At 67.9% G+C, this 24,431-nt stretch carries 22 protein-coding genes; 7 read left to right on the plus strand and 15 right to left on the minus strand.

The genetic code is table 11. The features are described 5' to 3' along the window. Position 1: 1 nt before the first annotated feature. From ngcE to DIZ26_RS22775, 4 genes are all read right to left on the minus strand, one after another. Positions 2 to 1,378 (minus strand): N-acetylglucosamine/diacetylchitobiose ABC transporter substrate-binding protein, encoded by a 1,377-nt coding sequence (ngcE, locus tag DIZ26_RS22760; protein WP_112244785.1) that lies wholly within the window; start codon positions 1,376 to 1,378, stop codon positions 2 to 4. Between the two features lie 109 nt (positions 1,379 to 1,487). After that, positions 1,488 to 2,165, minus strand: coding sequence for an N-acetylmannosamine-6-phosphate 2-epimerase (locus tag DIZ26_RS22765; protein ID WP_232828523.1), 678 nt, complete (start codon positions 2,163 to 2,165; stop codon positions 1,488 to 1,490). An 11-nt stretch (positions 2,166 to 2,176) separates the two neighbouring features. Next, positions 2,177 to 3,061: an N-acetylglucosamine kinase gene (locus DIZ26_RS22770; protein WP_112244788.1), complete on the minus strand. Its 885-nt coding sequence runs from the start codon at positions 3,059 to 3,061 to the stop codon at positions 2,177 to 2,179. Further along, on the minus strand, positions 3,058 to 5,715 hold the full coding sequence (locus tag DIZ26_RS22775; protein WP_112244790.1) for a hypothetical protein: 2,658 nt from the start codon (positions 5,713 to 5,715) through the stop codon (positions 3,058 to 3,060). The genes DIZ26_RS22770 and DIZ26_RS22775 overlap by 4 nt, the downstream gene beginning before the upstream one ends. A gap of 174 nt (positions 5,716 to 5,889) precedes the next feature. Between DIZ26_RS22775 and DIZ26_RS22780 the strand changes: the two genes are divergently transcribed. Beyond that, the gene (locus DIZ26_RS22780) at positions 5,890 to 6,972 is read left to right on the plus strand and encodes a glycoside hydrolase family 172 protein (RefSeq protein WP_112244792.1); all 1,083 of its coding nucleotides are present in this window, start codon (positions 5,890 to 5,892) and stop codon (positions 6,970 to 6,972) included. 11 nt (positions 6,973 to 6,983) lie between these two features. After that, positions 6,984 to 7,430 carry a GNAT family N-acetyltransferase gene (locus DIZ26_RS22785; protein ID WP_198676236.1) on the plus strand — a complete coding sequence of 149 codons (447 nt, stop codon included), beginning with the start codon at positions 6,984 to 6,986 and terminating at the stop codon, positions 7,428 to 7,430. Position 7,431: 1 nt separating this feature from the next. On the opposite strand, the gene DIZ26_RS22790 is transcribed toward DIZ26_RS22785, so the two are convergent. After that, positions 7,432 to 8,865, minus strand: coding sequence for a gamma-aminobutyraldehyde dehydrogenase (locus tag DIZ26_RS22790; protein WP_112244794.1), 1,434 nt, complete (start codon positions 8,863 to 8,865; stop codon positions 7,432 to 7,434). Positions 8,866 to 9,062: 197 nt separating this feature from the next. Here DIZ26_RS22790 and DIZ26_RS22795 point away from each other — a divergent pair, with 197 nt between their 5' ends. Beyond that, positions 9,063 to 10,442 carry an aspartate aminotransferase family protein gene (locus DIZ26_RS22795; protein ID WP_112244796.1) on the plus strand — a complete coding sequence of 460 codons (1,380 nt, stop codon included), beginning with the start codon at positions 9,063 to 9,065 and terminating at the stop codon, positions 10,440 to 10,442. 287 nt (positions 10,443 to 10,729) lie between these two features. Here DIZ26_RS22795 and DIZ26_RS22800 read toward each other — a convergent pair whose 3' ends face one another. The 5 genes from DIZ26_RS22800 to DIZ26_RS22820 are packed head-to-tail and all read right to left on the minus strand — an operon-like array spanning position 10,730 to position 16,211. Next, positions 10,730 to 12,154, minus strand: a complete 1,425-nt coding sequence (locus tag DIZ26_RS22800) for an NAD(P)/FAD-dependent oxidoreductase (RefSeq protein WP_112244797.1) — start codon at positions 12,152 to 12,154, stop codon at positions 10,730 to 10,732. After that, entirely contained in the window at positions 12,144 to 12,953 is an 810-nt protein-coding gene (locus DIZ26_RS22805; RefSeq protein WP_112244800.1) for an ABC transporter permease, read from the minus strand. The genes DIZ26_RS22800 and DIZ26_RS22805 overlap by 11 nt, the downstream gene beginning before the upstream one ends. Further along, complete coding sequence (locus tag DIZ26_RS22810) at positions 12,950 to 13,852, minus strand: ABC transporter permease (RefSeq protein ID WP_112244802.1); 903 nt, start codon at positions 13,850 to 13,852, stop codon at positions 12,950 to 12,952. Before DIZ26_RS22810 ends, DIZ26_RS22805 begins: the two co-directional genes overlap by 4 nt. After that, positions 13,852 to 15,012 (minus strand): ABC transporter ATP-binding protein, encoded by a 1,161-nt coding sequence (locus DIZ26_RS22815; protein ID WP_232828524.1) that lies wholly within the window; start codon positions 15,010 to 15,012, stop codon positions 13,852 to 13,854. Before DIZ26_RS22815 ends, DIZ26_RS22810 begins: the two co-directional genes overlap by 1 nt. A gap of 11 nt (positions 15,013 to 15,023) precedes the next feature. Continuing rightward, on the minus strand, positions 15,024 to 16,211 hold the full coding sequence (locus DIZ26_RS22820; protein ID WP_112244806.1) for a polyamine ABC transporter substrate-binding protein: 1,188 nt from the start codon (positions 16,209 to 16,211) through the stop codon (positions 15,024 to 15,026). Positions 16,212 to 16,356: 145 nt separating this feature from the next. Here DIZ26_RS22820 and DIZ26_RS22825 point away from each other — a divergent pair, with 145 nt between their 5' ends. Continuing rightward, positions 16,357 to 16,839 (plus strand): Lrp/AsnC family transcriptional regulator, encoded by a 483-nt coding sequence (locus DIZ26_RS22825; protein WP_112244808.1) that lies wholly within the window; start codon positions 16,357 to 16,359, stop codon positions 16,837 to 16,839. 33 nt (positions 16,840 to 16,872) lie between these two features. Continuing rightward, complete coding sequence (locus tag DIZ26_RS22830; protein ID WP_232828525.1) at positions 16,873 to 18,333, plus strand: NAD(P)/FAD-dependent oxidoreductase; 1,461 nt, start codon at positions 16,873 to 16,875, stop codon at positions 18,331 to 18,333. Here the strand turns inward: DIZ26_RS22830 and DIZ26_RS22835 are convergent, their stop codons facing one another. Beyond that, positions 18,334 to 19,242 (minus strand): NADP-dependent oxidoreductase, encoded by a 909-nt coding sequence (locus tag DIZ26_RS22835; RefSeq protein WP_112244810.1) that lies wholly within the window; start codon positions 19,240 to 19,242, stop codon positions 18,334 to 18,336. Positions 19,243 to 19,421: 179 nt separating this feature from the next. On the opposite strand from DIZ26_RS22835, the gene DIZ26_RS22840 reads away from it, so the two are divergent. Continuing rightward, a complete protein-coding gene (locus DIZ26_RS22840; RefSeq protein WP_198676237.1) occupies positions 19,422 to 20,018 on the plus strand; it encodes an HD domain-containing protein in 597 nt (198 codons plus the stop codon). 52 nt (positions 20,019 to 20,070) lie between these two features. Here DIZ26_RS22840 and DIZ26_RS22845 read toward each other — a convergent pair whose 3' ends face one another. The 3 genes from DIZ26_RS22845 to DIZ26_RS22855 all read right to left on the minus strand — a co-directional run bounded on the left by DIZ26_RS22845 (position 20,071) and on the right by DIZ26_RS22855 (position 23,049). Then, the gene (locus DIZ26_RS22845; RefSeq protein ID WP_232828526.1) at positions 20,071 to 20,916 is read right to left on the minus strand and encodes an SCO6745 family protein; all 846 of its coding nucleotides are present in this window, start codon (positions 20,914 to 20,916) and stop codon (positions 20,071 to 20,073) included. Next, positions 20,913 to 21,614, minus strand: coding sequence for a hypothetical protein (locus DIZ26_RS22850; protein ID WP_198676238.1), 702 nt, complete (start codon positions 21,612 to 21,614; stop codon positions 20,913 to 20,915). The genes DIZ26_RS22845 and DIZ26_RS22850 overlap by 4 nt, the downstream gene beginning before the upstream one ends. Before the next feature lie 100 nt (positions 21,615 to 21,714). Further along, on the minus strand, positions 21,715 to 23,049 hold the full coding sequence (locus DIZ26_RS22855; protein WP_112244812.1) for a glycoside hydrolase family 36 protein: 1,335 nt from the start codon (positions 23,047 to 23,049) through the stop codon (positions 21,715 to 21,717). 105 nt (positions 23,050 to 23,154) lie between these two features. Here DIZ26_RS22855 and DIZ26_RS22860 point away from each other — a divergent pair, with 105 nt between their 5' ends. After that, a complete protein-coding gene (locus tag DIZ26_RS22860) occupies positions 23,155 to 23,607 on the plus strand; it encodes a MarR family winged helix-turn-helix transcriptional regulator (protein ID WP_232828527.1) in 453 nt (150 codons plus the stop codon). On the opposite strand, the gene DIZ26_RS22865 is transcribed toward DIZ26_RS22860, so the two are convergent. Beyond that, positions 23,604 to 24,344 carry a GntR family transcriptional regulator gene (locus DIZ26_RS22865; protein ID WP_112244816.1) on the minus strand — a complete coding sequence of 247 codons (741 nt, stop codon included), beginning with the start codon at positions 24,342 to 24,344 and terminating at the stop codon, positions 23,604 to 23,606. The genes DIZ26_RS22860 and DIZ26_RS22865 overlap by 4 nt on opposite strands. Positions 24,345 to 24,431: the final 87 nt, after the last annotated feature.

The raw sequence follows: 24,431 nt of genomic DNA on the forward strand, positions 1-24,431 counted from the left end.
GTCAGGCGTGGAACTTCTTGATCGACGGATCCTTGGCCGTCTCGTCGGCGAACTTCTGCATCCGCTTGCTCCACTCGTCCGGGGTGACCTCGCGGTTCATCAGCGCGGCCATCGCCTTGTCGGAGTTGTCGAGCAGCTTCTTGTACCAAAGGCGGAACGACCAGTCGAGGAAGATGTTCGTGCCGGCCTCGTCGATCACCTTCTGCATCGACTTGTTCGCCGACGACAGCGCCACGCCGTCCGAGGCGCCCTTGACCACGCTGAGCGACTTGGTCAGCTCGGTGAAGTTGCGCATGCACTTCTTCGACGTGATGATCCGCAGCAGTTCGATGCCACCTTGGGGGTTCTTCGCCTGGGCCGGCACGATCAGCGCGCCGCCGGGACCGCCGGTGACGGTTTCGAACGGAGCCTTGTCGGCCGACGACAGGCCGGGCACCGGGACCATGGTCATCCCGAGGTCCTTCGGTGCGATCGCGCCCAGCTCGTTCTCCAGCCAGCCACCGCACGGGATGAACACGGCCTTGCCCTGCGCCCAGTAGGTTTGCGACTGCGTGTGCGACAGCGCCTGCGACCCCTCCAGCAGGTAGCCCTTGCTCACCAGTTCCTGGTAGCCCTCGGCCGCCGCGATCAGTGCCGGGTCACGCCAGGCGTTCGGCTCCAGGTTGTCGATCTTCTTCTTCAGATCCGGTCCGGCCGCCTTGTACGCCGTCATCAGCATCGGACTGGTGAGGTAGCCCGGGAACTTGCCCTGGTACGTCCACGGCGCGATACCGGCTTTCTTGATCTCCGCGCACAGGGCGAGCATCTCGTCCCAGTGCTTCGGATAGGTCCAGCCGTGCTTGTCCATCAGCGGCTGGCTGTACCAGATCCCGGCGACACCGAAGACGTACGGCATCTCGTACTTCACGCCGTCGTACCGGCCGGCCTCCGCGACGCCCGGAAGCAGGGTGTCCTTCACCTTCACACCGGGCTGGTCGAAGGACTCCATCTCGAGCAGCGCGCCGATGTCCATCAACTGCTTCTGCGAGGCGAGCGCGGCCGCGTCCAGGCCGACATTCTCGATCAGGTCCGGTGGGTTGCCCTGGATGAACCGCGGCTGCAACTGCTGTTGCAGCTTCTGGCCGCTGGTGAGCTTCACGTCCGCCTTCGGGAACTCCTGGCGGTACAGGTCGAGCGGCATCTGGGTCCAGGCCTTGCCGTAGCCGCCGTCGAAGTTGAAGAACTCCAGTGCCTTCGTGCCGTCCACTTTGCTGCCGGTCTGCGCAGCCGGGGCAGCCTTGCTCGCCGGCTTGGCACACGATGCCAGCGCGCCCGCGGCGGGTACCGCCAGCGCGAGGCGGAGGAGGGTGCGGCGCTCGACCTTGCCGTCAGTACTCATCTTTCGCGTCCTATCTCAGGGGGAGTTGCGCCATGGTCGCGCCGCGCGGCGTGAGAGCGGAAGAGGATTCGACGGGGTTCGACAAGATGGACTAGACCACTTGTTTGGGCTACCCGCGGGGAATTGCGCCGACCAGCCGGGCCGTGATGTCCATCGGATTCGTGATCGCGTAGCCGACCACGACGGCGTACGCGCCGGCATCACACACGGCACGGACGTCTTCCGGCGTACGGATCCTGCCTTCGGCAACGACCGGGCAGTCCAGCTCGGCCGCGAGCCGGCGGACCAGCTCGACGTCTGGTCCGATCGGGGTCCGGCCATTGGTATACCCCGACAACGTGGTGGCGACCAGTTCGGCACCCGCTTCCCGGGCGGCGATGCCCGCCTCGACACTGTCCACATCGGCCAGCACCGGTACGCCGAGTTCGCGGTGGATCCGGTCGATCTGGCCGGCCAGATCGGCGCCGTCCGGCCGAGGCCGCAAGGTGCCGTCCAGTGCGATCAGGTCCGCGCCGGCTGCGACGATGTCCACCGCCGACTCGAACGTCGGCGTGATGAAGACGCCGGCGGGATCGCCGAGTTTGTTCAGCCCGATGATCGGCAGCCGGGTCACCGCCCTGATCGCGGCCACGTCGGCGGCGCCGTTCGCCCGGATCGCGGCCGCCCCGCCGGCTTCGGCGGCTCTGGCCATCAGCGCCATCGGTTCGGGCGAGTGGAACGGGTTGCCAGGACCGGCCTGACACGAGACCACCAGCGAGCCGGGCCGAAGGAGATCAGAAGTGATCATGGGTTCCTGTTTCATGAGCGGTAGGTGACGATCAGGTCGGCGTACGGGCCTGGTGGGCCGGTCGCCAGCCGTTCCGCGCCGTCGAGACAGTTCCCGGCCGCAGCCACCAGGTCAGCCCGCGGCGGCAGGGCTTCCCGCAGCGGGCCGAACAGTTGCTCACCGCTGCCGCGAAACAGCCCGCCGATACAAGCCACTGGAACCTGACCGCTCCCTGCTGTCAGCCGAACCGCCGTCGCAATCGTCTCGGCGACATCCCCAGCAGCCCGTACGACGATGTCGCGCGCCACCGCGTCGCCATCGGCCGCACACCGCAGTACGTCGGGCGCGAAGCGGGCCACGTCGTCGACGAGCGTGGGCGACAGGTAGAGGCTCACCGGATCGAGCGACGTCTCGGCCAGCAACGTATCCGGGCCACGCCCATCCCGGGCCCGCTGTACTGCGACCAGCCCCGCCCGGCCGATCGCGAAGGCACTCCCGGCATCGCCGAACAGGTACCCGTGGCCGTCGATCTTGTGCCACGAACCGTCCCGGTCGACCGCGAGACAGACCAAACCGGTGCCTGCGGCAACGACCACGCCGTACCCCTCGGGCAGTGCGCCGGCGTGCGCCGTCACCATGTCCTGGGTGAGCCGGACCTCCTTGGCAGCAAGGGTTTTCGCGACTCCCTCGGCCAATAGGTGCGCAATCCGCGGATCCGGTGGAAAGCCGGTCAGGCCGAGCGCGACCAGCTCGACCGATTCGGTCACGCCGGCGTCGTCCGCCGCTGCCCTGATGGCGTCGAGCATTCCCTGCACGCTGCTGGAATGCGTATAACCGGGTCCTGTGCCGGTCCGGCCGTCGCCGACCACTCGAAGCCTGAGCGCCGACTGTCCTCCGTCGACCGCCAGCCGGATCATGCGGTGATCCAGTGCGAGTAGTCCTGCCAGGGCAGGTGCCAGCGGTTCACCTTCCGGGTCCGCCGGTCCTGGCCCGCGCTGTCGTTGGCGACCAGGCGTACCGTGCTGAGCTGTTCGTCGTACATCACCGCCGGTGAGCCCTGGAAATGCAGGGTGCCGACCTGTTCCCACGGGGTGTGGCCGCCGCGGACGTCGATCATCGAGCAGTGGTGGATGTGCCGGTCCTTGCCGAGCACGTAGACCTCGACGGCGTCGGCACCGGGATTGAAGGCGACCACCGGATCGTCGGCGAGTTCGAGCTCTCCGATTCGTTGCCAACGGCCCTGACCAGTCCGGTCGTCCAGGTAGGTGTGATGCAGGTGGCCGTCGGCGCCGCGGACGTAGATCTCGATCGACTGGGCCGGCTCGTTGCGCGCCCAGACCGGCTCGCCGGCGGCGATCAGGTCGCCGAGCACGGCCCGTACACCGCCCTGCTCGCGAACGACCCGGCCGTCCGCCCGCCGGGAGAAGGTTGCCGACGCCGGCCGGCCCGCTGCGATCGCGTCGAAATCCGCCCGGACCGTCGCGGCCAGGTCGGACCGGCCGGCGCCGGGTTCAGGGGGTGGCGGGAAGAACGTCCCACCGGTGAGGTGCAGCATCGCGCCGATCAGGCTGGGCGCGACCGACCAGCCCGTCTCCACGCAGTACGGGCCCCAGCCGAGGTCCGCGTTGGAGCCGAAGTACTCCCAGGCGTCGAAGTCGAACGCGCGCTGCCAAGCCCCGTCGAGTTGCTCGTCACCGTTGTCGATCTGGATCCGGGACAGATAGTCCAATACGCCATTGGCCAGTTCGCCGAAGATCTCCTCGCCGGTGATCCGGTGCACGACCGGGAGCGCCCAGGCGGCGAACGGCGTCCCGTAGAGCTGGTCGGTGACCGGATCGCCGTTCGACTGGAAGATGGAGGCCTCGTCGACGCCGTACGCCTCGTTGCTCGGCGGGCATTTGCCGTCCCACTCGGCGAAGCCGCCGTCGGGACCTTGGCGGCTCCTCAGGTACTCCGCGAGCGCACGCAGCGTGTCGAGATACAGCGGCTTCTTCGTGTAGTAGTACGCCCCTGCGAGCGGCAGCAAGAAGCGCCCTGCCTCGCAAGTGCGGCTGGTCTCCAGCCGGGCTCGCGGGAAGTGGCTTGCCATGTGGTCGAGGCCGCGGGTGGCGATGTCGAGGTAGCGCTGCTCGCCGGTGATGCCGTACGCGTAGAGATACGCGCACTGGGCCGAGCTCTGCCAGTGCGAGGTGAGGTCCAAGCCGTCCGGGATCGGCGATCGCGAGATTTCATCCCAGCCTTTGACCAGGAGCGTCGACGGGGTTCGCCACGGGTCGACCTGCAGGCCGAGCTCGGCACTTGCCGTGCGGATCAGCGACTCCACGCCTCGCAGGCCGGCCTCGGTGTCACCGGAGATCAGTGCGAACAGCGAGATCCATCCGTTGTCATCGGCAAACAAGTTGTTGGTGCCGGTGAGATCGGTGCGCGCGCCTCGCGGCTCGAAGCTACCGAAGAGCGCGTTGCGATCGGTGAGCTGCTCCTCCTCGATGACCAGGCGCATCAGGTTGTCGGCGATCGTCCGGCCGCGCGGGAAGCCGGCCAGGTCGGCGTACATCCGGAACGCGTGCGCGACCTGGGTGAAACAGTCACCACGCGGTACCGGACGGAACGGCAGCTTGCCGTCCAGACCGACCTCGTTGGAGAAGCCCTCCGCGACGCCCTTCGAGCCGTCGGGCTGGTCGTAGAACATCCCGGCCCGGTCGAACCACGCGATGCCACGGTCGACCATCCGTCGGTAGCGCAGGTCTCGCGGGCCGATTTGGACGGTGGTCTGCTCGCCGCCGACGGTGAACGAATGGGTGCCATCGGCAAGGTATTGCTGCTCGGACTCGAACCGGCCCGGCGCGGTCTCGACCAGTTCCAGATCGGCCTCGGGCTTGGTGGTCGAGCGGACCACGAGCTTGAGCGGCTCTCCCGACGCGACCCAGACCCGCGGCTCGGTGAAGACTTCGAGCTCTTCGGGAAGCTCGGCGCCGGTGAGCTCCGCAACGATTGCCTGGAGCAACCGGCGCCATCGGCGTACGGGCTTGTAGTTGCCTTCGGTCCAGTGGCTCAGCGGAGTCGTTGCATAGAGCAACGTGCCCTGCTGCTTCGGGATGCTCAGCAGCGCCGGGAATGTCTGCTCGGGTGGGCCGAAGACTGCGAGATGAGTGCCGGCGACGTTGCCGTAGGTGAGGAATTCTGTTGCGCCCGGTTGCACGCTGACCACCTGCGCGCGGGAGGAGTGTTCGTCGAGGACGCTCATCGGTTCCAGGCCGCGGAGGGTGCCGGGGCTGAAGATGCGCTCGGTGTGGGCGATCCGGATCTCGTCGGCGACCGGCAGGAATCCGGACTCGTCGGTGGCGAACTCGACGTAGGCCCGGCCGCCGCGCTCGGTGAACGCCGCGATCGTCGTGGTGTCGAGACCGGCCGGCTCGGGGTAGCTCCTGGCGGGGACGATCAGCACGCCGTACTGCGTGAGGTCGGCGGCCGCGAGTTCGTCGTACCGGTCGAACGGGACCCCGGTCTGGTCGAGCGCGGCCGCGAACGCACCGGCCGGACCGATCAGAGCGACGGGCAGGTGAGCGGTCATCGGTACGTCGAACCTCGGCCTTCTGCGGTCTGCTTCGATGGGCCAACTGTGGCTGGTCGGATGCGGTGGGTAAAGCAAACCGAGTAGACCACTTCAGGTGGTCAGTCGTGGCTGGTCCGCGCCGGTCGCCGAGGACCGCCAACCGGCGTACCGGCCGTCATAGGGTCGCTGGGTATGGGTGACTTCAACGGACTCGACGTCCAGCTGGGCAACCTCGCGCGGCTGTCGGATGCGACGACCTGGTCGATCAGCGCGGAGAACCGCGACGGCTCGAAGGGCGGCGGCGCCAGGGCCACCGAGGGGGTGTTCTCCAGGCAGGCGCGTGATCTCGGACCGGGGTGGAAGATGTCGCCCTGTCTGCCGTTGCCGGCCGGATCGACGACGACGCTGGCGGACATCGAGGGCTCGGGCGCGATCACGCACATCTGGATGACACTCAACAAGATCCACTGGCGGTCGGTGATCCTGCGCGCGTACTGGGACGACGAGGAGACGCCGTCGATCGAAGTACCGATCGGAGACTTCTTCTGCAGTGGCTGGGGCGAGCACAGCCAGGTCAGTTCGGTGCCGATCGCCGTCAACCCGTCCGGCGGCTTCAACAGCTACTGGCAGATGCCGTTCCGCGCCTGCGCCCGGATCACGGTGGAAAACCTGCTCGACGAGGACATCAGCGAGCTCTTCTACCAGATCGACTACGTCAAGACCTCCGTGCCGGACGACCTGGCGTACTTCCACGCGCAGTTCCGGCGCAGCAACCCGGTCCCGTACGGCGAGGTGCACACATTGCTCGACGGGGTCCGGGGACAGGGCCAGTACGTCGGGACGTACCTCGCCTGGGGCTGCAACAACACCGGCTGGTGGGGAGAGGGCGAGGTGAAGTTCTATCTCGACGGGGACGAGGAGTATCCGACGATCTGCGGCACCGGCACCGAGGACTACTTCGGCGGCGCTTGGGGCTTCATCCACCAAGACACCTACACGACCTTCACCACGCCGTACCTGGGCATGCCGCAGGTGATCCAGCCGGACGGTCTGACGAGGAACCAGCAACGCTTCGGCCTCTACCGCTGGCACATCACCGACACCATCCGCTTCACCCAGGACCTCCGAGTCACCGTCCAGGCCCTCGGCTGGCGCCGCGACGGCCGCCTCCTCCAACTCCAGGACGACCTCGCCTCCACGACGTACTGGTACCAAACCGAACCCCACGCCCCCTTCCCCCAACTCCCGGACAAGGACTACCTCGAGGTGATCTGATCTTCGTGACCATGGATGACGAACCTGTCGTGCGGAGGGCCGAGACCGAGGCCGACGCCGCGCGCTGCTGGCCGGCCATGCAGGAACTGCGCCCGCACCTGAGCAGTCCCGAGGAGTTCCTCCAGCGCTGGCGGCAACAGTCGGCCGAGGGCTACCAGCTCGCGTTCATCGAGGCGGGTGAGTCGGTGGTGGCCGTCGCGGGCTACAGGCTGCTCCACACGATGACGTACGGCCGGATCCTGAACCTCGACGACCTCATCGCCCTGCCTGCGGCGCGGGGGCAGGGCCTGGGGTCGTCGCTGCTGCGGTTCGTGCAGGCCGAGGCGGTCCGGCTCGATTGCACCGAGGTCCACCTCAACACCGGCTTCCAGCGACACGATGCGCACCGCAGCTATCTGCGCAACGGCTTCGATCTCAGCTGCCACCACCTTGCCTGGAAGCGGACGGGCCGCGAGTGACTCAGACCTCGATGTTGGACATGACGTGTTTGATGCGGGTGTAGTCCTCGAGGCCGTACATCGACAGGTCTTTGCCGTGGCCGGAGTGTTTGAAGCCGCCGTGGGGCATCTCGGCGACGATCGGGATATGGGTGTTGATCCAGACGCAGCCGAAGTCGAGGCGGCGGGCCATCCGCATCGCGCGGCCGTGGTCGCGGGTGAAGACCGAAGAGGCGAGACCGTACTCGACGCCGTTGGCCCAGCGGAGCGCCTCGTCCTCGTCGGAGAAGCGCTGCACGGTGATCACCGGGCCGAAGATCTCGTCCTGGATGGCCTCGTCGGCCTGCTGCAGGCCGGACACGACGGTCGGGGAGTAGAAGTAGCCACGGTCACCGACCACTGAACCGCCGGTCTGCAGTTCAGCGTGGTCGGGGAGGCGATCGATGAAACCGCTCACCCGGCTGAGCTGATCGGCGTTGTTCAAGGCCCCATAGGCGACATCGTCGTCGGGCTGTCCGGTCGTGGTGGCCTTGGCCTGCTCGGTCAGCGCGGCGACGAAGTCGTCGTGGATCCGCGGACCGGCGAGCACCCGGGTCGCGGCGGTGCAGTCCTGGCCGGCGTTGAAGTATCCCGCACCGGCGATCGCCTCGGCCGCGGCCTCCAGGTCGGCGTCGTCGAAAACCACCACCGGCGCCTTGCCACCGAGTTCGAGATGCGTCCGCTTCAACTTCCGGGCTGCGGCGGAAGCGACCTCCATCCCGGCCCGCACCGATCCCGTGATCGCGACCAGTTGCGGGATGTCGTGGTCCACCAACGCCCGACCGGTGTCTCGGTCTCCACACACGACGTTCAGTACGCCGGGCGGCAGGAACTCGTTGCACAACTCCGCCAGCAGCACCGTCGACGCCGGCGTGGTGTCGCTCGGCTTCAGCACCACGGTGTTGCCCGCGGCAAGGGCCGGCGCGATCTTCCAGATCGCCATCATCAACGGGTAGTTCCAAGGCGTCACCTGACCGACCACGCCGACCGGCTCACGCCGTACGAACGATGTGTGGCCGGCCAGGTACTCACCCGCCGACCGACCCTCCAGCAACCGGGCGGCGCCGGCGAAGAACCGCAACTGGTCCACACACGGCGGCAACTCCTCGGCAGCCGTGAGAGCCAACGGCTTGCCGGTGTTGTCGCTCTCCACCTTGGTGAACTCCTCGGACCGCGACTCCAGCGCGTCGGCGATCCTCAGCATCATCCGCTGCCGCTCGGCGGGAGTGGTGTCCCGCCACGACTCGAAGGCACGGGCGGCGGCGGTCATCGCGTCGTCGATGTCCTCGGGTCCGGACAGCGGGGCCTGCGCGTAGACCTCACCGGTCGCCGGGTTCACCACGTCGTAGCTCGCGCCGCTCCGGGCGCCGACGGTCCTGCCGTCCACGAGGTTCGCGAAGGTCTGCTGGTCAGCCATGACGGTCCTTGTCTCTGCTCTCGGGTGCCTCGACAAAGGCCGAGCCTAGCGTCCGTCACGACGGAATCGGTAGGTCTGCCGCGTTTCTACCGTCGACATAGGCAGGCAAAGGGCCTTCTGAGTGCGAAATCACTTGTCAAGAAGCATTGCCCGGGAGAAGATGGCGGCCTACGGCCAGCCCGAGAAGAGGAACCGACATGACCTCCGACGCCGCCGACCTAGCCCGTCTGCAGGAGTCCGCCCGCAACCACCTCTGGATGCATTTCTCCCGGATGGGGAGCTACCAGACCGCCGAGATCCCGGTCATCGTCCGGGGTGACGGCGCCTACATCTGGGACGCCGGCGGCAAGCGGTACCTCGACGGTCTGGCCGGCCTGTTCGTCAGCCAACTCGGGCACGGCCGCACCGAGCTTGCCGAGGCCGCGGCCAAGCAGGCTTCGGAGCTTGCCTTCATGCCGCTGTGGTCATACGCGCACCCCAAGGCGATCGAGCTGGCCGAGCGGGTGGCCGGTTACGCACCGGGCGACCTGAACCGGGTCTTCTTCACCAGCGGTGGCGGCGAAGCCGTCGAGACCGCGTGGAAGCTGGCCAAGCAGTACTTCAAGCTGACCGGCAAACCCACCAAGCACAAGGTGATCAGCCGCGCGATCGCGTACCACGGAACCACGCACGGCGCGCTGTCCATCACCGGCCTGCCCGAACTCAAGGCGCCGTTCGAGCCGCTGGTCCCGTCGACCTTCCGCGTCCCGAACACGAACTTCTACCGCGCGCCTCAGCACGGCGACGACCTGGAAGCGTTCGGCCGCTGGGCCGCCGACCAGATCGCGGTCGCGATCGAGAACGAGGGCGCCGACACCGTGGCCGCCGTCTTCCTCGAACCCGTCCAGAACGCGGGCGGCTGCTTCCCGCCGCCGCCCGGGTACTTCGAGCGGGTCCGCGAGATCTGCGACACCTACGACGTACTGCTCGTCTCCGACGAGGTGATCTGCGCCTTCGGCCGGCTCGGCCACATGTTCGGCGCCGAACGCTACGGCTACCAGCCCGACATGATCACCTGCGCGAAGGGACTCACCTCCGGCTACGCACCGCTGGGCGCGATGATCGCCACGGACCGGCTGATGGAGCCGTTCCTGCAGGGCACGACCTCGTTCGCTCACGGCTACACCTTCGGGGGTCACCCCGTCGCCGCGGCCGTCGCACTCGCGAATCTCGACATCTTCGAGCGCGAGGGCATCAACCAGCACGTACGGGACACGGAGGGTGCGTTCCGTGCGACGCTGGAGAAGCTGCTCGACCTTCCGTTGGTCGGCGACGTCCGGGGCGACGGGTACTTCTACGGGATCGAACTGGTCAAGGACAAGGGCACCAAGGAGACGTTCGACAACGACGAGTCCGAGCGGCTGCTGCGCGGTTTCCTCTCCAAGGCGCTGTACGACGCGGGGCTGTACTGCCGCGCCGACGACCGTGGCGACCCCGTCATCCAGCTCTCCCCGCCGCTGATCTGCGACCAGTCGCACTTCGACGAGATCGAGCAGATCCTCCGCGCGGTCCTGATCGAGGCGGAGTCCCACCTCTGACCGCTCCACCTCCCCGACGCCAACCCACCACTCGAGAGGCCAACCCACCACCTGAGGGGCCAACCCACCGCCTGAGGGGCCGACCCGCCAAAGTGCGGGTTATCCGCCCGCATACCCCGCGCCAACCCACCATGGGAAACGCCAAGCCCCCAAAACGGCGGGTTCGCCCGTCACTCGAGAGGGTTGGCGCGCCAAAGTGTGGGTTGGCCGGTTGCATACCCCGCGCCCACCCACCACCTGAGGGGTTAACGCTTCAGGTTGTGGGTTCGCCGGAGGAGGTGGGCGGGTCAGAAGTCGAAGCCGAGGCCGAGGTGGTCGAGGGTTCTCAGCCAGAGGTTGCGGTGGCCCGCGTGAGCGTCTGCGCGGGCCATCGACCATTTGGTCAGCCGGATCCCGGCGTACCGTAGCGGTTCGGGTGGGAACGGGAGCGGTCGTTCGCGGACCATCCGGAGTCGCCGGCGCTCGGAGTCCTCGTCGTACAGCAGGTCGAGCATCACGTCCGCGCCGAAGCGGGTCGCGGCGACGCCGAGTCCGGTGTAGCCGAGCGCATAGGCGACGCGGCCGGAGTACGCCATACCGAAGAAGGCGCAGAAGCGGGTGCTGGTGTCGATCACTCCACCCCAGCGGTGCGTGAAGCGGAGTCCTTCCAGTTGCGGGAAGGTGGCGAAGAAGTGCTGGGCCAGCATGGTGTGGATCGGGTCACGCTGTTCGAGCGACTCGTGGATCTTGCTGCCGAACGAGTAGAGCGGTTCGTAACCTCCCCAGAGGATCCGGTTGTCGCGGGTGAGGCGGTAGTAGTGGAACAGGTTCGACGCGTCACCGATGCCTTGGCGATGCTGCCAGCCGACCGACGCCAATTGCCCGGCAGACAAGGGCTCCGTCATCAGCACGAGGTCATAAACAGGCACGGTGAAGGGTCGAAGTCTTCGCAGCAAGGACGGAAAGGCGTTGGAAGCAAGGGCAATCCGGTCAGCTCGCACCTCACCCGTTGCTGTGAGCAACAACCCCGAGCGCAGCCCGGTCACCGGAGTGTTCTCGTAGATCCGTACGCCGAGGTCGAGGCAGGCCCGTCGTAGTCCCCGGACCAGGTGAGCCGGTTCGACCAGCGCAGTACGGGATGGTGCTGCCAACGCACCCAAGTACGTCGGCGAGTCGACCTCGGCCCGTACCGCGGCTTGATCGAGCAACTCGATCTTCTCACCAGCGGCCTGCCGTACTGCGACTTCCTCGGCCAGCTCGTCGAGCTGATGTGGTGCGGTGGCGACGGTCAGCTCACCGGTCCGCTCCCAGTGGCAGTCGATCCCGTACTGCGTGATGGTGTCGCCGATTGCCTCCAGATTCGCCATCCCGAGTCGCTCGAGCAGCTCCAGCTCCTCGGGCCAGCGCGCCAGACCGTTGCCGTACCCGTGGGTCAGACTGGCATCGCAGAAGCCACCGTTGCGACCGCTCGCCGCGTTCCCACAGGTCGAGGCTTCCAGTACGACGACGTCGAGTTCGGGATAGCGCTCCTTCGCCCGGAGCGCTGTCCACAGCCCGGTGTAGCCGCCACCGACCACGGCGAGGTCGGCTTTCTCGTCGCCACGCAGCGGTTCGCACGGGTCCGGACCGGGCTCGTCGAGCCAGAACACAGCCGGCTTGGCGTCGGCGAGGGCCCATTCAGCGCGAGCCCGTTCAGCGACGGCCCGCTGAGCGAAGGCTCGGTCAGCGAGCACGGGACGCCCGGCGACGACGCGTCAGCTCGCCGCCGAGGACGAGGATCAGTGCGAGTAGGAACATCGCCGTACCGACCACGTTGATCTGCGGCGGGATGTCGCGCTGCGCGGACCCCCAGACGAACATCGGGAAGGTCACGGTGCGCCCGGCGTTCAGGTTGGTGATGATGAAGTCGTCGAACGACAGCGAGAAGCTCAGCAGGGCGGCCGCGAGGATGCCGGGGAAGACCAGCGGGAAGGTGATCCGCCAGAACGTCTGCCACTCGGTCGCGTAGAGATCCATCGCCGCCTGTTCCAGCCGGGTGTCCATCCCGGACAGCCGCGCCTTGACGGTGACGACCACGAACGACAGGCAGAACATCACGTGCGCGATCAGGATCGTCCAGAACCCGAGCCGGCCGCCCAGGCCGCCGGAGACGAACAGCGCCAGCAGCGACGAGCCCAGCACGATCTCGGGTGAGGCCATCGGCAGGAAGATGAACAGGTTCGTCGCGGCCCGGCCGCGGAAGCGGTGCCGCACCATCGCGAACGCCATCAGCGTGCCGAGCGCGGTCGCGATCACGGTGGCGACCAGCCCGATCCGCAGACTCGCACTCACCGCGTCGCAGAGACCGAACGGCTGGCAGGGATGCGCCCAGTTGTGCAGGGTGAAACCGTCGAAGGTGTACGACAGCTTGCTCTTCGGCGCGTTGAACGACATCAGGATCACGACGAAGATCGGCGCGAACAGGTAGAGCAGCACGAGCAACCCGATGAAGAGGATCAGGTGCCGCCCGATCCAGCGGCCGACGGTCGTCATACCAGCTCCTCCGTCCCGGCGCGGCGAACGTAGAACAGCACCAGCACGGTGATCGCGGCCATCAGCGTCACCGAGAGCGCGGCGGCGGTCGGGTAGGCCCCGGCCGCGAACAGGCGCTGGATGTCGTTGCCGATCATTCGCTGCTTCGGCGTGCCGAGCAGTTGGGCGTTGATGTAGTCACCGGCCGCGGGGATGAAGGTCAGCAGCGTCCCTGCCACGACGCCGGGCATCGCCAGCGGGAAGGTCACAGTGCGGAAGGTGGTGAAGGCGCTCGCGTACAGATCGCTGCCCGCCTCGATCAGCCGGTGGTCGATCTTCTCCAGGCTGGCGTAGAGCGGCAGGACCATGAACGGCAGGAAGTTGTATGTCAGGCCTGTGACCACGGCCGCTGTGGTCGCCAGCAGCCGGCCGTCGGAGCCGAGGATGTGGACGGTTCTCAGCGCATCGACCACGAAGCCGTTATCGCCGAGCAGGAGCTTCCACGACAGCGTGCGGATCAGGAAGCTGGTGAAGAACGGCGCGATCACCAACGCCAGCAGCAAGTTCTTCCACCGGCCGGCCTTGAAGGCGATCGCATACGCCAGCGGGAAGCCGAGCAGCAGACAGAAAGCGGTGGTGAGCAACGAGTACCAGAGCGAGCGTCCGAGCGGCACAGCGTAATCAGCGATCGCGTCCACGTAGTTGTGGAAGCTCCAGGTCATCCGGAAGCCGGCCTCGATCGAGCCGTTCGGGTCGTACAGGCTGGCGGCGACGAGCGACACCAGCGGCACGACGAAGAACAGGATCAGCCAGAGCCCACCGGGAAGCAGCAGCAGGTACGCCGTACGCCGGCGGCCGCCTTTGCGCGCCGCCACCGGTTCGGGGGTGACCGGGGTACTCAGGTGGCCAAGCGCGCTCATCAGGCGTCGTCCGCGATGTCTTCGACACCGGCCAGCGCGTCCTGCGCGGCGTCCAGCACGAACGTATGGGCCGGCTGCCAGTGCAGGTCGACGGGATCGCCGACAGTGAGCGTGTCGCGGGCACCCGTGTTCTGCTCGAAGACCGTCAACTCCTGCCCCCACGGCATTCGAGCCAGGTACTGCGTACTCACGCCGACGTAGCTGACATCGGTGACCGTGGCGCCGCGAAGCGCATTGCCGCCGTTCTGCTCGGCTCCGGCCGGGGCCAGGAAGACCTTCTCGGGCCGGATCCCCATCCAGATCTCGCCCTCGGTGACCCGGCAGCGCGGGACCGGCACGGTCACCTTGCTGCCGTGGACGTCCACCACCAGTTGCCCGTCGGCCTTGCCGACGATTGCCGCCCGGACCAGGTTGGACTGGCCGAGGAAGTTGGCCACGAACGTGGTGGCCGGCAGGTCGTAGAGCTCGGTCGGGGTACCGCGTTGCTCGATCACGCCGGCGTTCATCACCGCGATCGTGTCGGCCATCGTCATGGCCTCTTCCTGGTCGTGCGTGACGTGCACGAAGGTGATGCCGACCTCGGTCTGGATCCGCTTCAGCTCGATCTGCATCTGCCGGCGGAGCTTGAGGTCGAGGGCACCGAGCGGCTCGTCGAGCAGCAGCACCTGCGGCCGGTTGATCAGTGCCCTCGCCAGCGCGACCCGTTGCTGCTGGCCACCGGACAGCTGGTTCGGCTTTCGCTTGCCGAAGGCCCCTAGTTCGACCAGATCGAGCATCTCGCCGACCTGCTTCTTGACGTCCTTGACACCGCGCCGGCGCAGCCCGAAGGCGACGTTCTCGAAGATGTCGAGGTGCGGGAAGAGCGCGTAGTTCTGGAAGACCGTGTTGACCGGCCGCTTGTACGGACGGAGCCGGGTGATGTCCTGCTCGCCCAGGCTGACCGTGCCGGTGGTCGGCTCCTCCAGCCCGGCGACCATCCGCAGGGTGGTGGTCTTGCCGCAGCCGGACGGACCGAGCAGCGCGAAGAACGCGCCCTCCGGCACGGTCAGGTCGAGGTCGCGGACGGCGTGGTACGCACCGAACTGCTTGCTCACTCCGGACAGCACGAGGTCGCCGGTGGTTGGTGCTGCGGTTGCGGTCGCTGAAGTCGTGGATGTCACCGAAGTCATGGTCAGCCGCCGATCGCGAGGTTGAAGTCGGTTTCGTAGAGCTTCGCCTTCGCCGTGTCCAGGGCCATGAACCCGGTGGACTTCTCCAGCGTCGCGGAGTCCGGGAAGATCAGCGGACTGTCGACCAGCTCGGGGTCGACCTTCTCCATCGCCTGCTGTGCACCCTCGACCGGGCAGATGTAGTTCACCCAGGCGGCCAAGGTGGCCGCGACTTCCGGGTCGTAGTAGTAGTTCATCAATGCCTCGGCGTTCGCCTTGTGGCTTGCTTTGTTCGGCACCAGCATGTTGTCCGACCAGATCGCGAGTCCCTCTTCGGGAACGACGAACTTGATGTTCGGGTTGTCCGCCTGGAGCGCCAGCACGTCGCCGGACCAGGCCTCGCAGGCGACGATGTTGCCCGCGTTGAGGTCCTGCACGTAGTCGTTGCCGGTGAACCGCCGGATGTGCCCGGTGCCGACGTAGTCCTGGAGCTTCTCCAGCGCCTTGCTCCACGCGGCGTCGTTGAACTTCGCCGGGTCGGCGCCGGTCAGTTTCAGCATGAACGACATCGTGTCCGGCATCTCCGACAGCAGGGTGACCTTGCCTTTCAGATCCGGCCGGCTGAGCAGGTCGGCGAAGCTGCCGACCTCCTTGGTGAACTTCGCGTTGTAGGCGATCCCGGTCAGCCCGGTCTGCCAGGGCACGCTGTAGTCGCGGTTCGGGTCCCAGCCCGGCGCCCGGAGTTGCTTGAGCAGATGCTTGTCGACGTTCGGGATCTTGCTGTGGTCGAGTTTCTGGATCCAGCCCAGGCCGACGGTCCGGGCCGCCATCCAGTCGGTCAGCACGATGATGTCCCGGCCGCACGGCTGGCAGGCGCCCAACTGGTCGCGAATCTTCGCGTAGAACTCGGCGTTGTCGTTGATGTCCGGGGTGTAGGTGACCTTGACGCCACTGCGCTTCTCGAACTCGACCAGCGTCGGCAGCACGGTCTGCCCGTTCACCTTCTCGTCCGACTCGTCCATGTAACTGGGCCAGTTCGAGAAGATCAGCGTCTTCTGTTCGGCCGACTTGTCGGTACTCAGGCAGCTGTCCGCCGACTGCTTGGCCGCGGGGATGCCGCAACCGGCCAGCGTCCCGCCCGCGGTCAGGCCCAGCGCGGACAACCCCAGACCGCGCAGAACGGTCCGGCGTCTGACGGGCTGGCTGCGCATCGGGCCTCCTACTGAGCGGCTTCGCGGGCGATACTGTCAAAGTGATTGCCCGAAGACAAGGGATTCCGTAGCGGAGGCCGCAGTTCGCAACGGAATCCGGTATCGCGGGTTGCTTACGCCCCGTGACGCTGACAGGATCGACGCTGTGACCGGACGCAACCCCACGCCTGACAAGACCCCGGGCCTGCTCGACGACACCGCGAAGGCGATCATCCGCGAGCTCCAGGTGGACGGCCGCAAGTCGTACGCCGCGATCGGGAAGGCGGTCGGCCTGTCCGAGGCGGCCGTCCGGCAACGCGTCCAGCGGCTCACCGATGCGGGCGTGATGCAGGTGGTCGCGGTCACCGATCCGCTCGAGCTCGGCTTCGCCCGGCAAGCCATGATCGGGATCAAGGCCGAGGGCGCGCTGGAGCCGATCGCCGACAAGCTCGCCGCGATGGACGAGATCGAGTACGTCGTGATCACGGCCGGTTCCTTCGACCTGCTCGCCGAGGTGCTGTGCGAGAGCGACGAACACCTGCTCCGGGTGCTGTCCGACCGGATCCGGCAGATCGACGGCGTCAAGGTGACCGAGACGTTCGTGTACCTCAAACTGGTGAAACAGACCTACTCATGGGGTGTGCGCTGAGATGAGACCCGCTGGAGCATGCGCTGAGCCGACGTGCGGTTGCTCGTGGGGCGTGCGCTGAGCCGGGGTGGTTCTGCTGCCGGCGTCCCGCTGTGGGCTGCCGGCGATCCCGCTGATGAGCGACCGATCCTTGCCTCCGGCGCTTTCGGCCACGCCGTCCCCGGCGCGGGACCGGACCGGGCAGTGTTGCCGGGAGACAAGGACGCCGACATCGCGATCGTCGGCGCCGGCTACACCGGACTGTGGACGGCGTACTACCTGTTGAAGGCCGATCCGACGTTGCGGATCGTCATCCTGGAAGCGGAGACGGCCGGCTTCGGCGCCTCCGGTCGCAACGGCGGCTGGTGCTCGGCCCTGTTCCCGGTGTCGACGAAACGCCTTGCCACGTTGCCCGGATCGAGCCGGGAGGCTGCTCGGGCGATGCACTGGGCGATGCAGGCCACCGTCAACGAGATCGGCTTGGTGACCGCCGCCGAACAGATCGACTGCGACTACCACAAGGGTGGCACGATCGTCCTCGCGCGAACCCCGGCCCAATTGGCCCGGGCCCGCGCCGAAGTGGCCGAAGCCCACGAGTGGGGTCCCGGCGACCTGCGCTTCCTCGAACCGGACGAGGTCGCTACGCACGTCCACGCGAAAAAGGTGCTCGGGGCAACATTCACACCACACTGCGCCGCGATCCACCCCGGCCGGCTGGTCCGCGGTCTCGCGGCGACCGTCGAGCGACTCGGCGCCGTGATCCACGAGCACACGCCGGTGACGGCGATCGAGCCGGGCCGCGCAATCACGCAGTACGGCGTGGTGCGGGCGGAGGTGGTCGTCCGGGCGACCGAGGGCTTCACGCCGCAGCTCGCCGGACAGGTGCGCACCGTGGCGCCGGTGTACTCGCTGATGGTGGCGACCGAGCCGTTGCCCGACGTCGTTTGGGATCGGATCGGGCTGGCCGGGCGGCCGACGTTCAGCGATCACCGGCACCTGATCATCTACGGCCAGCGCACGGCCGACGGTCGCCTCGCCTTCGGGGGCCGCGGCGCGCCGTACCACTTCCGGTCCCGCATCCGGCCGTCGTACGACGATGCGCCGCGGGTGTTCGCGGGATTGCGGGCCACGCTGCGGGACATGTTCGACGGGCTCGACGACGTGGAGTTCACGCACGCCTGGGGCGGGCCGCTCGGCGTACCGCGGGATTGGTGCGCGTCGGTCGGTCTCGACCGCGGGAGTGGGCTCGCATGGGCCGGCGGTTATGTCGGCGACGGCGTCGCGACCACCAACCTGGCCGGTCGCACGCTGACCGATCTGATTCTTCGCCGCGACACCGACCTCACCCGGCTTCCGTGGGTGGGCCACCGTTCGCGCCCGTGGGAGCCGGAACCGCTTCGCTGGCTGGGCATCAACGCCGGGCTGCGCGTGATGACACTGGCCGATGCCGAGGAACGCCTGACCGGCCGGGAAAGCCGCATCGCCCGCAGGATGGCGCCCCTGCTCGGCGGCTGATCAGTCCTTGGTCACCTTGATGATCGTTCTGCCGCGGGCGCTGAACGCTGTGGGTGCATCGTCGAGCGAGCTGACCGTGGTGACGAGCGGCGTCAGGCGGCCGGTTCGCACGCGAGTCGCCAGGTCGATCAGCTGCTGCCGGTCGGGCTCGACGACGAAGAAGATGGCCCTGCCGTCGCGAGGCTGCGTCGTCGCCGGACCGGCGATGGAGACGAGCGTGCCGCCTGGGCGTAGCAGCTCGGTGGAGCGATCGCGGAGGTCGCCGCCGATCACGTCGAGTACGACGTCGACTTCGCCCGCGTCCTGCAGGTCGTCGCCGTGGAGGTCGAGGAAGCGGTGAGCGCCCAACTCACCGGCTCGCTCCCGGTCGGAGGGCCTTCCGGTGCCGATGACATAAGCCCCTGCCTCGCGGGCCAGTTGGGCAGCCACCGAGCCGACCGCACCGCCGACGCCATGGATCAGGACGGTTTGCCCGGTCTGCAGCTGCGCGTGGTCGAAGAGTGCCTGCCAGGCCGTCAGTCCGGAGATCGGAAGAGCGGCCGCGGTGACGCGGTCGATGTCGGCCGGGAGCGGCGCCAGGTTGCGAGCCTCCACGGCCGTGTACTCCGCGAGCGAACCGTCGCGGGCCCAGTCGGCGAATCCGAAGACGCGCTGGCCGACCGTGAGACCAGTGGTGCCGTAGCCGAGGCCGACGACGACACCTGACAGTTCGTGGCCGGGCACACTCGGCGTACGGTCGCGGCCCGCGCGGTCCGTCCAGGTCGCAGGCCAGTCCAGCTCGCCACGGGTGAAGCCCGCCGCGTGAACCTGCACGATGACGTCGTTCTCAGCGGCGTGGGGATAGGGCAGCTCGGTCAGGGACAGTCCGCCAAGGCCGGCGTCGCGGTCCTGGACAGTGATGGCACGCATGAGATTCCTCGCTCTACTGGTTCCACTTCGTCTTCACCTTCGACCGTAGTTAGCCGGGCTCCGCTTCCGGTGGGCCATTTCGAGGCGGGGTTGCTGGGCCGCTTGGGCGGAGAGTGGCCCACGATCGAGGTGCTGGAATGGACCAACGACGGATGCCTGCCGCGCCGTACCGTCGAAGCATGATCGCTTTGGACGACGTCGTGATTCCCGGCAGTGCTGCCGCCGCAGCTGCGTTGGAGGTGGCCACGGCCTACCAGTCGCCCGCCTTGCTGAGCCACTCGCGCCGGGTCTACATCTGGGCAGCCGCCTTTGGGCGAGAGCACGGCATCCGGTACGACGACGAGCTGCTGTTCGTGGCGGCGATGTTCCATGACATCAGCCTGGTGCCGGAGTTCGACAACCACACCATCTCCTTCGAAGAGGCCGGCGGCCACGTCGCCCGCGTGTTCGCCGCCGGCGCCGGGTGGCCGGCCGAGCGCCGCGATCGCCTCGCCGAAGTCATCGTTCGGCACATGTGGCCCGAGGTCGACCCTGCCGAGGACCCCGAAGGCCACCTGCTGTCGCGCGCCGCGGCCCTCGACATCGTGGGGAAGAATCTCGACGATTTCACCCCGGCCTTCCGCGCCGAAGTCCTCCGGAATCACCCACGCCTCGGCCTCGCCGAGGAGTTCCTCAACTGCTTCCAGTCGCAGTCCGACCGCAAGCCACACAGCTCGGCAGCCCGCGCGATCAACAGCGGCCTGCCGGCCAGAATGTCCGCCAACCCGCTCGACTAGCGTCCCCCGCTTCGGCCACAGGTGGTGCACCCAGTAGGCCGCGGTGGTGCGCTCAGTGGTCGCCGGCTGCTATCGCGGCGGCGATCGGGTCGAGGCCGGCGATCAGCTCGTCGAGCTCGGCCGCAGTCAGTACGTCGTACGCGGGTGCCGCCATTTCGTCGGTGAGGGTCTCGATCCGCTCCCGCAGCTCCCGGCCCGCGTCGGTGAACCCACCGCCGGCGTTCACCAGGCCGCGGTCGCGCAGTCCGTCGATGACAGCGGCCAGTTGCGCCTTCGGCAAATGATGGATCCGGCCGAACTTCTCCGCCTCCATTCCGAGCGCGAGAGCCATCAGCACATGAGACTCGGTACCACCGATGCCGTGGGCGACGAGGATGGCGTTGTGCCCGTCGCCGCGGTGCTCCCGCAGCAACGTCGCCGCGTGCCACACCTTCGCGACCGGATCCTCGGGAATGTCGAGCGCCCGAAGCCCGGCGTACAGCACCCTCCCCTCCATCGGCGCGCTGACGGCAGCCCGGGTCGCGAGCTCGGCGATCCGTGCCAGACCAGGCGACTCGGCAAGGTCGCCGATCCGCTGCCGCACCGCGTCGGCACTCCCTCGCTCGCGAACAGCGATCGCCTCCGCCGGGGTGAGCTTCCCCCACACCCACGGAATGTGCCGCGCGACCTCGCCGTCGGCAAAGTTGTAGAAGACCGCGTGCACCACCTCGGCCGACGCCAACCCGAGCGGCGCAGCCCGCCCCGCGAAGTAACCGTCCCAGTAATTCCGCATCCCCACCGCAAGAAACGCCTCATTCGGCACCTCGGAAAAAGTGACGGTCCCGATCGCCTCCACCAACTCGAACATCCGATGAACCTTCTGCTGCGGATGCACCATCGCCACACTCCCGTCACTCACGACCGCGCCCTCGTGGCGGCCTCACCCCAACCACGCACAGGCTCCCCCAAATCCGACACTTCCGCCCTGATTCCGTCCTCCCGTTGGTGCAACGGGTTCGGGAGGAGGGTGGCCAGGGGTGGGCCGGTGAGGGGGATGGTGGGGTGGGGCCAGGTGGTGGGGGTGGGGGTGGCGGTGGTGAGTTCGGTGTGGGTGAGGTCGTAGAGGTTGGCGGGGTTGCCGGTCTGGGCGACGATCTGTTCGAGCAGGCGGGTGGTCTGTTCGACCCAGAGAAGGTTGTCGGGGGCAACTTCGTCGGGGCGGACCAGGAGCAGGTCGATGTCGCTGTCGAGGTCGCCGTCGGAGCGGGCGATCGGGCCGAAGAGACTGGCGTGGAGCGGGGCGATGGTCCAGGTCGCGAACTCGGCGGCCAGGTTGGCGGCGAAGGTGGCGCGGAGGTCGGCAAGCAGCTCGACGGCTTGGGCGGCGAGGTGTTTGCGGTTCAGCGAATAGAGCAACGAGTTGCCCGACTCATGGACGTGGACGAGACCCGTCGTCGCCAGGCGTTGCAGGACGAGGCGTACGCCGGCGACGCTGCCCGAGTCGGCCAGGCTGTGGATCTGGCGACCGGACAGTTCACGGTCCGCTGCTGCCAGCACCTGCAGGACCGGTCCGTCGAGTGAGGGGATGACGGTGCTGATCGGCCGGCTGAGATCCATCCGGAAAAAATAGTGGCCAAGGGCAAACAATTCTAATCAGCGTGATCGGTCAGCTACAAGGCGTCACGATGGTCCCCTGAGAGAAGTGGTCTAGCCGGAGTCAGCCGGCCGGTGCCTCGAAGGGGGTTGGCGGCGGAGCGGTGGACAGCAACGTGCGGGCGGTGTGCAGGCCCCACTCGTCGAGGGCGGCGATGCGGTCGGAGCTGCAGCGTAGGCCGCCCGACGTCGCGACCGTGGCGGCCCAGGATTCGCGTTGTTCGACGTCGGGGCGGGCGAGGATGCAGTCGGGGTCGTTCACCCAGAAGCGGCCGTGCTGCCAGGCGCGGCCGACGGTGGAGAGCGTGGCGGCGCGTTGCGAGTACGCCGACAAGTCGTCGGTCAGCGGCTCGTAGTGCGGGGCGATGTCGGGACCCACCCGCATCGCGTCGACCAGGCCGACGCTCGGGAGGATCGGGGCGCCGCAGCCGAGCAGGTACGCGTCGCCGATCGTCGCCCGGATCTCGGCCAGCGTCTCGCGGTACAGCGGCAGGCCGGAGAGAGCGCCCGCGAAGAGGTAGTCGAGCTTGAAGTAGTCGAAGTACTCCGTGAGCTCGGTGAACACCTCGACCAGGTGGGCGCGCGCAGCCTGTTTGGTCAGGTCGAGCGCGAAGAACTCCTGCTTCCAGCCGGGACCGAGAGATCGCCCGGCCCAGTCGGGATGGCGGCGGATCAGATTGCTGTCGGAACCGACGATGAACGGCGCGACCCAGACGCCCGGCCGCCGCCCGGCCGAGCGAATCGCACCGGTGATCGCGGCCAAACCGTCGAGCGGTTGCCGCGGCCGGTGGCCGTGCAGGTTGAACGTTCCGTACGGATCGAAGCGGGACGAGACGCTCAGCCAGTCGCCGACTCCGGCTTGCCAACCGTCGTCGAGTTGGATGACGTCGACAGGGAGGTCGTGCTCGCCGATGGCTTCGAGGTTCTCGCGGACGTCCGCCTCCGCGACAGCGGCGTAGTACTGGTACCACGAGCACCAACCGGTCGGGGCTGGGCGGATCTCCTTCGGGGCGGAGACGAACGTCGACGCCCAGTCGCCGAGGGCGGCGTACAGGGACTTGCTGGTGACGTGCTGCTCGACCTGACCGTCCGCCTCGATGACGAGCGTGGTCCCGGTGAGAGTGGCGCGGATGGACGGTACGACGTCCGGGCCGGGCGCCGCGAAGACGTGGGTCGGCTCGCCTGGAGCGGGTGAGACCGCGAGCAGTCCTTCGCCCTGGAAGCCCGCAGCGGGGAGCTCGACGTCGGGGCGGTAGCCCATCAGCTGAGCTGCGGGCGAAGCCGGCCGATGACCGGTGCCGGCGACCGGGTGATCGGTGCTCGGGCTCCAGCTCTGCCAGCCGTGCTCGTAGACGCGTCCCTGCTCGGGGTCGACCTCGATCTCCGCGATCCGCTCCATGCCCCGCACGGTAACCGTGGAACCGATTCCGGTCTAGACCGCGATCACGGAGTGAGAGTGGTCAATTAAGGTGATCGTCAACGATCGAGACCATGGAGACAGCGAGTGCCGAGCCGGGCTGAGCGCAGCAGGACGAACCCTGACCTCGGCATGCTGTCCGGCCAGCTGCTGTTCGCGGTTCAGCGGGAGTTGTTCGGCTCGCTGGCCGAGCTCGGTTTCGACGACCTGCATCCCCGGCACGGCGCGGTGCTCGCCTACCTGGATGCGGCCGGCGTCCGCGCGACCGAGCTGTCCCGGTTGTCCGGCCAGCACAAACAGGTGATCGGCACGATCGTCGACGAACTCGAGGCCCTCGGGTACGTGGAACGCGCGCCCGACCCGGCCGACCGAAGGGCGAAGCTGATCCGGCCGACCGACCGCGGGCAGGCCCAGCTGGCGGCGGCCGACAAGATCATGGCCGCGATGCAGGAGCGGCATGCGCGACGACTGGGCCGCGAGACCTACGCCGCCTTCAAGGCCGCGTTCCTGGACGTGGTCGAGCATCAGCGCCGGCACTAGAGGCCTTTCGAGTCGGCCTTGAGCGTGGGCGTCATCCGGAGTTCCGCGGTGAAGGCGTACCGGTCGCCGCGGTAGACGCCGCTGGTGTACTCGAAGACGCGCTCGCGACGGTCGAAGCTCACGCCGTGCAGGGCGAGGCAGGGCTGGGTGGCCGGGATGCTGAGCCACTCCGCGGTCTTGGCGTCGGGCATCACCGGCTCGAGCTTCGAGGTACCGCTGACCAGCTCGATGCCGTAGCGGTTCCACAGCAGTTCGTACAGCGAGCCGTTGAGATCGTCCGCCTCCAGCCCGGGGACGTAGCTGCCGGGCAACGTGGTCCGCTCGACCACCATCGGGAGTTCGTCGGCGAGGCGGACGCGGGTGAAGGTGAGCACCGGGTCGCCGACCGGGATGCGCAACCGGCGGGCCGCCGCGCGCTCGGCCTTCTGCCGGCGGAACTCCAGGATCTTGCTGCCGGGCTCCATGCCACGCCGCCGGATGTCCTCGGTGAAACCCATCATGCCCAGCCACTTGGATACCTTCGGGCGAGCCGTGTACGTGCCGCTGCCGTGCCGACGGACCAGCAGTTCCTCGATGACGAGTTCGTCCACGGCCCGGCGCAGCGTCATCCTGGCGACGTTCCATCGCGCGGCGAGTTCGCGCTCGGGCGGCAGCGCGGCACCTTCGGCCAAGGTGTCGATCAGGTTGAGCAGCAGTGCCCGGATCTCGGCAGCCTTGCCGGGCAATGAGCTGTGCATCCGTCCTGCCTAGCACCCGGCGAGGGTCCGCGGGAAGCCCTTCGACGTGGGCGCAAACACAACGGTGTAGACCAATTCACCGCCGCC

The sequence above is a fragment of the Kribbella monticola genome (assembly GCF_003261635.1).
GTDB classification, from domain to species: Bacteria; Actinomycetota; Actinomycetes; order Propionibacteriales; family Kribbellaceae; genus Kribbella; species Kribbella monticola.

What these genes read in the sequence shown, in the direction of transcription:
- ngcE (WP_112244785.1), bottom strand. Translation starts at nt 1,378, where the DNA reads ATGAGTACTGACGGCAAGGTCGAGCGCCGCACCCTCCTCCGCCTCGCG.
- DIZ26_RS22765 (WP_232828523.1), bottom strand. Translation starts at nt 2,165, where the DNA reads ATGATCACTTCTGATCTCCTTCGGCCCGGCTCGCTGGTGGTCTCGTGT.
- DIZ26_RS22770 (WP_112244788.1), bottom strand. Translation starts at nt 3,061, where the DNA reads ATGATCCGGCTGGCGGTCGACGGAGGACAGTCGGCGCTCAGGCTTCGA.
- DIZ26_RS22775 (WP_112244790.1), bottom strand. Translation starts at nt 5,715, where the DNA reads ATGACCGCTCACCTGCCCGTCGCTCTGATCGGTCCGGCCGGTGCGTTC.
- DIZ26_RS22780 (WP_112244792.1), top strand. Translation starts at nt 5,890, where the DNA reads ATGGGTGACTTCAACGGACTCGACGTCCAGCTGGGCAACCTCGCGCGG.
- DIZ26_RS22785 (WP_198676236.1), top strand. Translation starts at nt 6,984, where the DNA reads ATGGATGACGAACCTGTCGTGCGGAGGGCCGAGACCGAGGCCGACGCC.
- DIZ26_RS22790 (WP_112244794.1), bottom strand. Translation starts at nt 8,865, where the DNA reads ATGGCTGACCAGCAGACCTTCGCGAACCTCGTGGACGGCAGGACCGTC.
- DIZ26_RS22795 (WP_112244796.1), top strand. Translation starts at nt 9,063, where the DNA reads ATGACCTCCGACGCCGCCGACCTAGCCCGTCTGCAGGAGTCCGCCCGC.
- DIZ26_RS22805 (WP_112244800.1), bottom strand. Translation starts at nt 12,953, where the DNA reads ATGACGACCGTCGGCCGCTGGATCGGGCGGCACCTGATCCTCTTCATC.
- DIZ26_RS22810 (WP_112244802.1), bottom strand. Translation starts at nt 13,852, where the DNA reads ATGAGCGCGCTTGGCCACCTGAGTACCCCGGTCACCCCCGAACCGGTG.
- DIZ26_RS22820 (WP_112244806.1), bottom strand. Translation starts at nt 16,211, where the DNA reads ATGCGCAGCCAGCCCGTCAGACGCCGGACCGTTCTGCGCGGTCTGGGG.
- DIZ26_RS22835 (WP_112244810.1), bottom strand. Translation starts at nt 19,242, where the DNA reads ATGCGTGCCATCACTGTCCAGGACCGCGACGCCGGCCTTGGCGGACTG.
- DIZ26_RS22840 (WP_198676237.1), top strand. Translation starts at nt 19,422, where the DNA reads ATGATCGCTTTGGACGACGTCGTGATTCCCGGCAGTGCTGCCGCCGCA.
- DIZ26_RS22850 (WP_198676238.1), bottom strand. Translation starts at nt 21,614, where the DNA reads ATGGATCTCAGCCGGCCGATCAGCACCGTCATCCCCTCACTCGACGGA.
- DIZ26_RS22855 (WP_112244812.1), bottom strand. Translation starts at nt 23,049, where the DNA reads ATGGAGCGGATCGCGGAGATCGAGGTCGACCCCGAGCAGGGACGCGTC.
- DIZ26_RS22865 (WP_112244816.1), bottom strand. Translation starts at nt 24,344, where the DNA reads ATGCACAGCTCATTGCCCGGCAAGGCTGCCGAGATCCGGGCACTGCTG.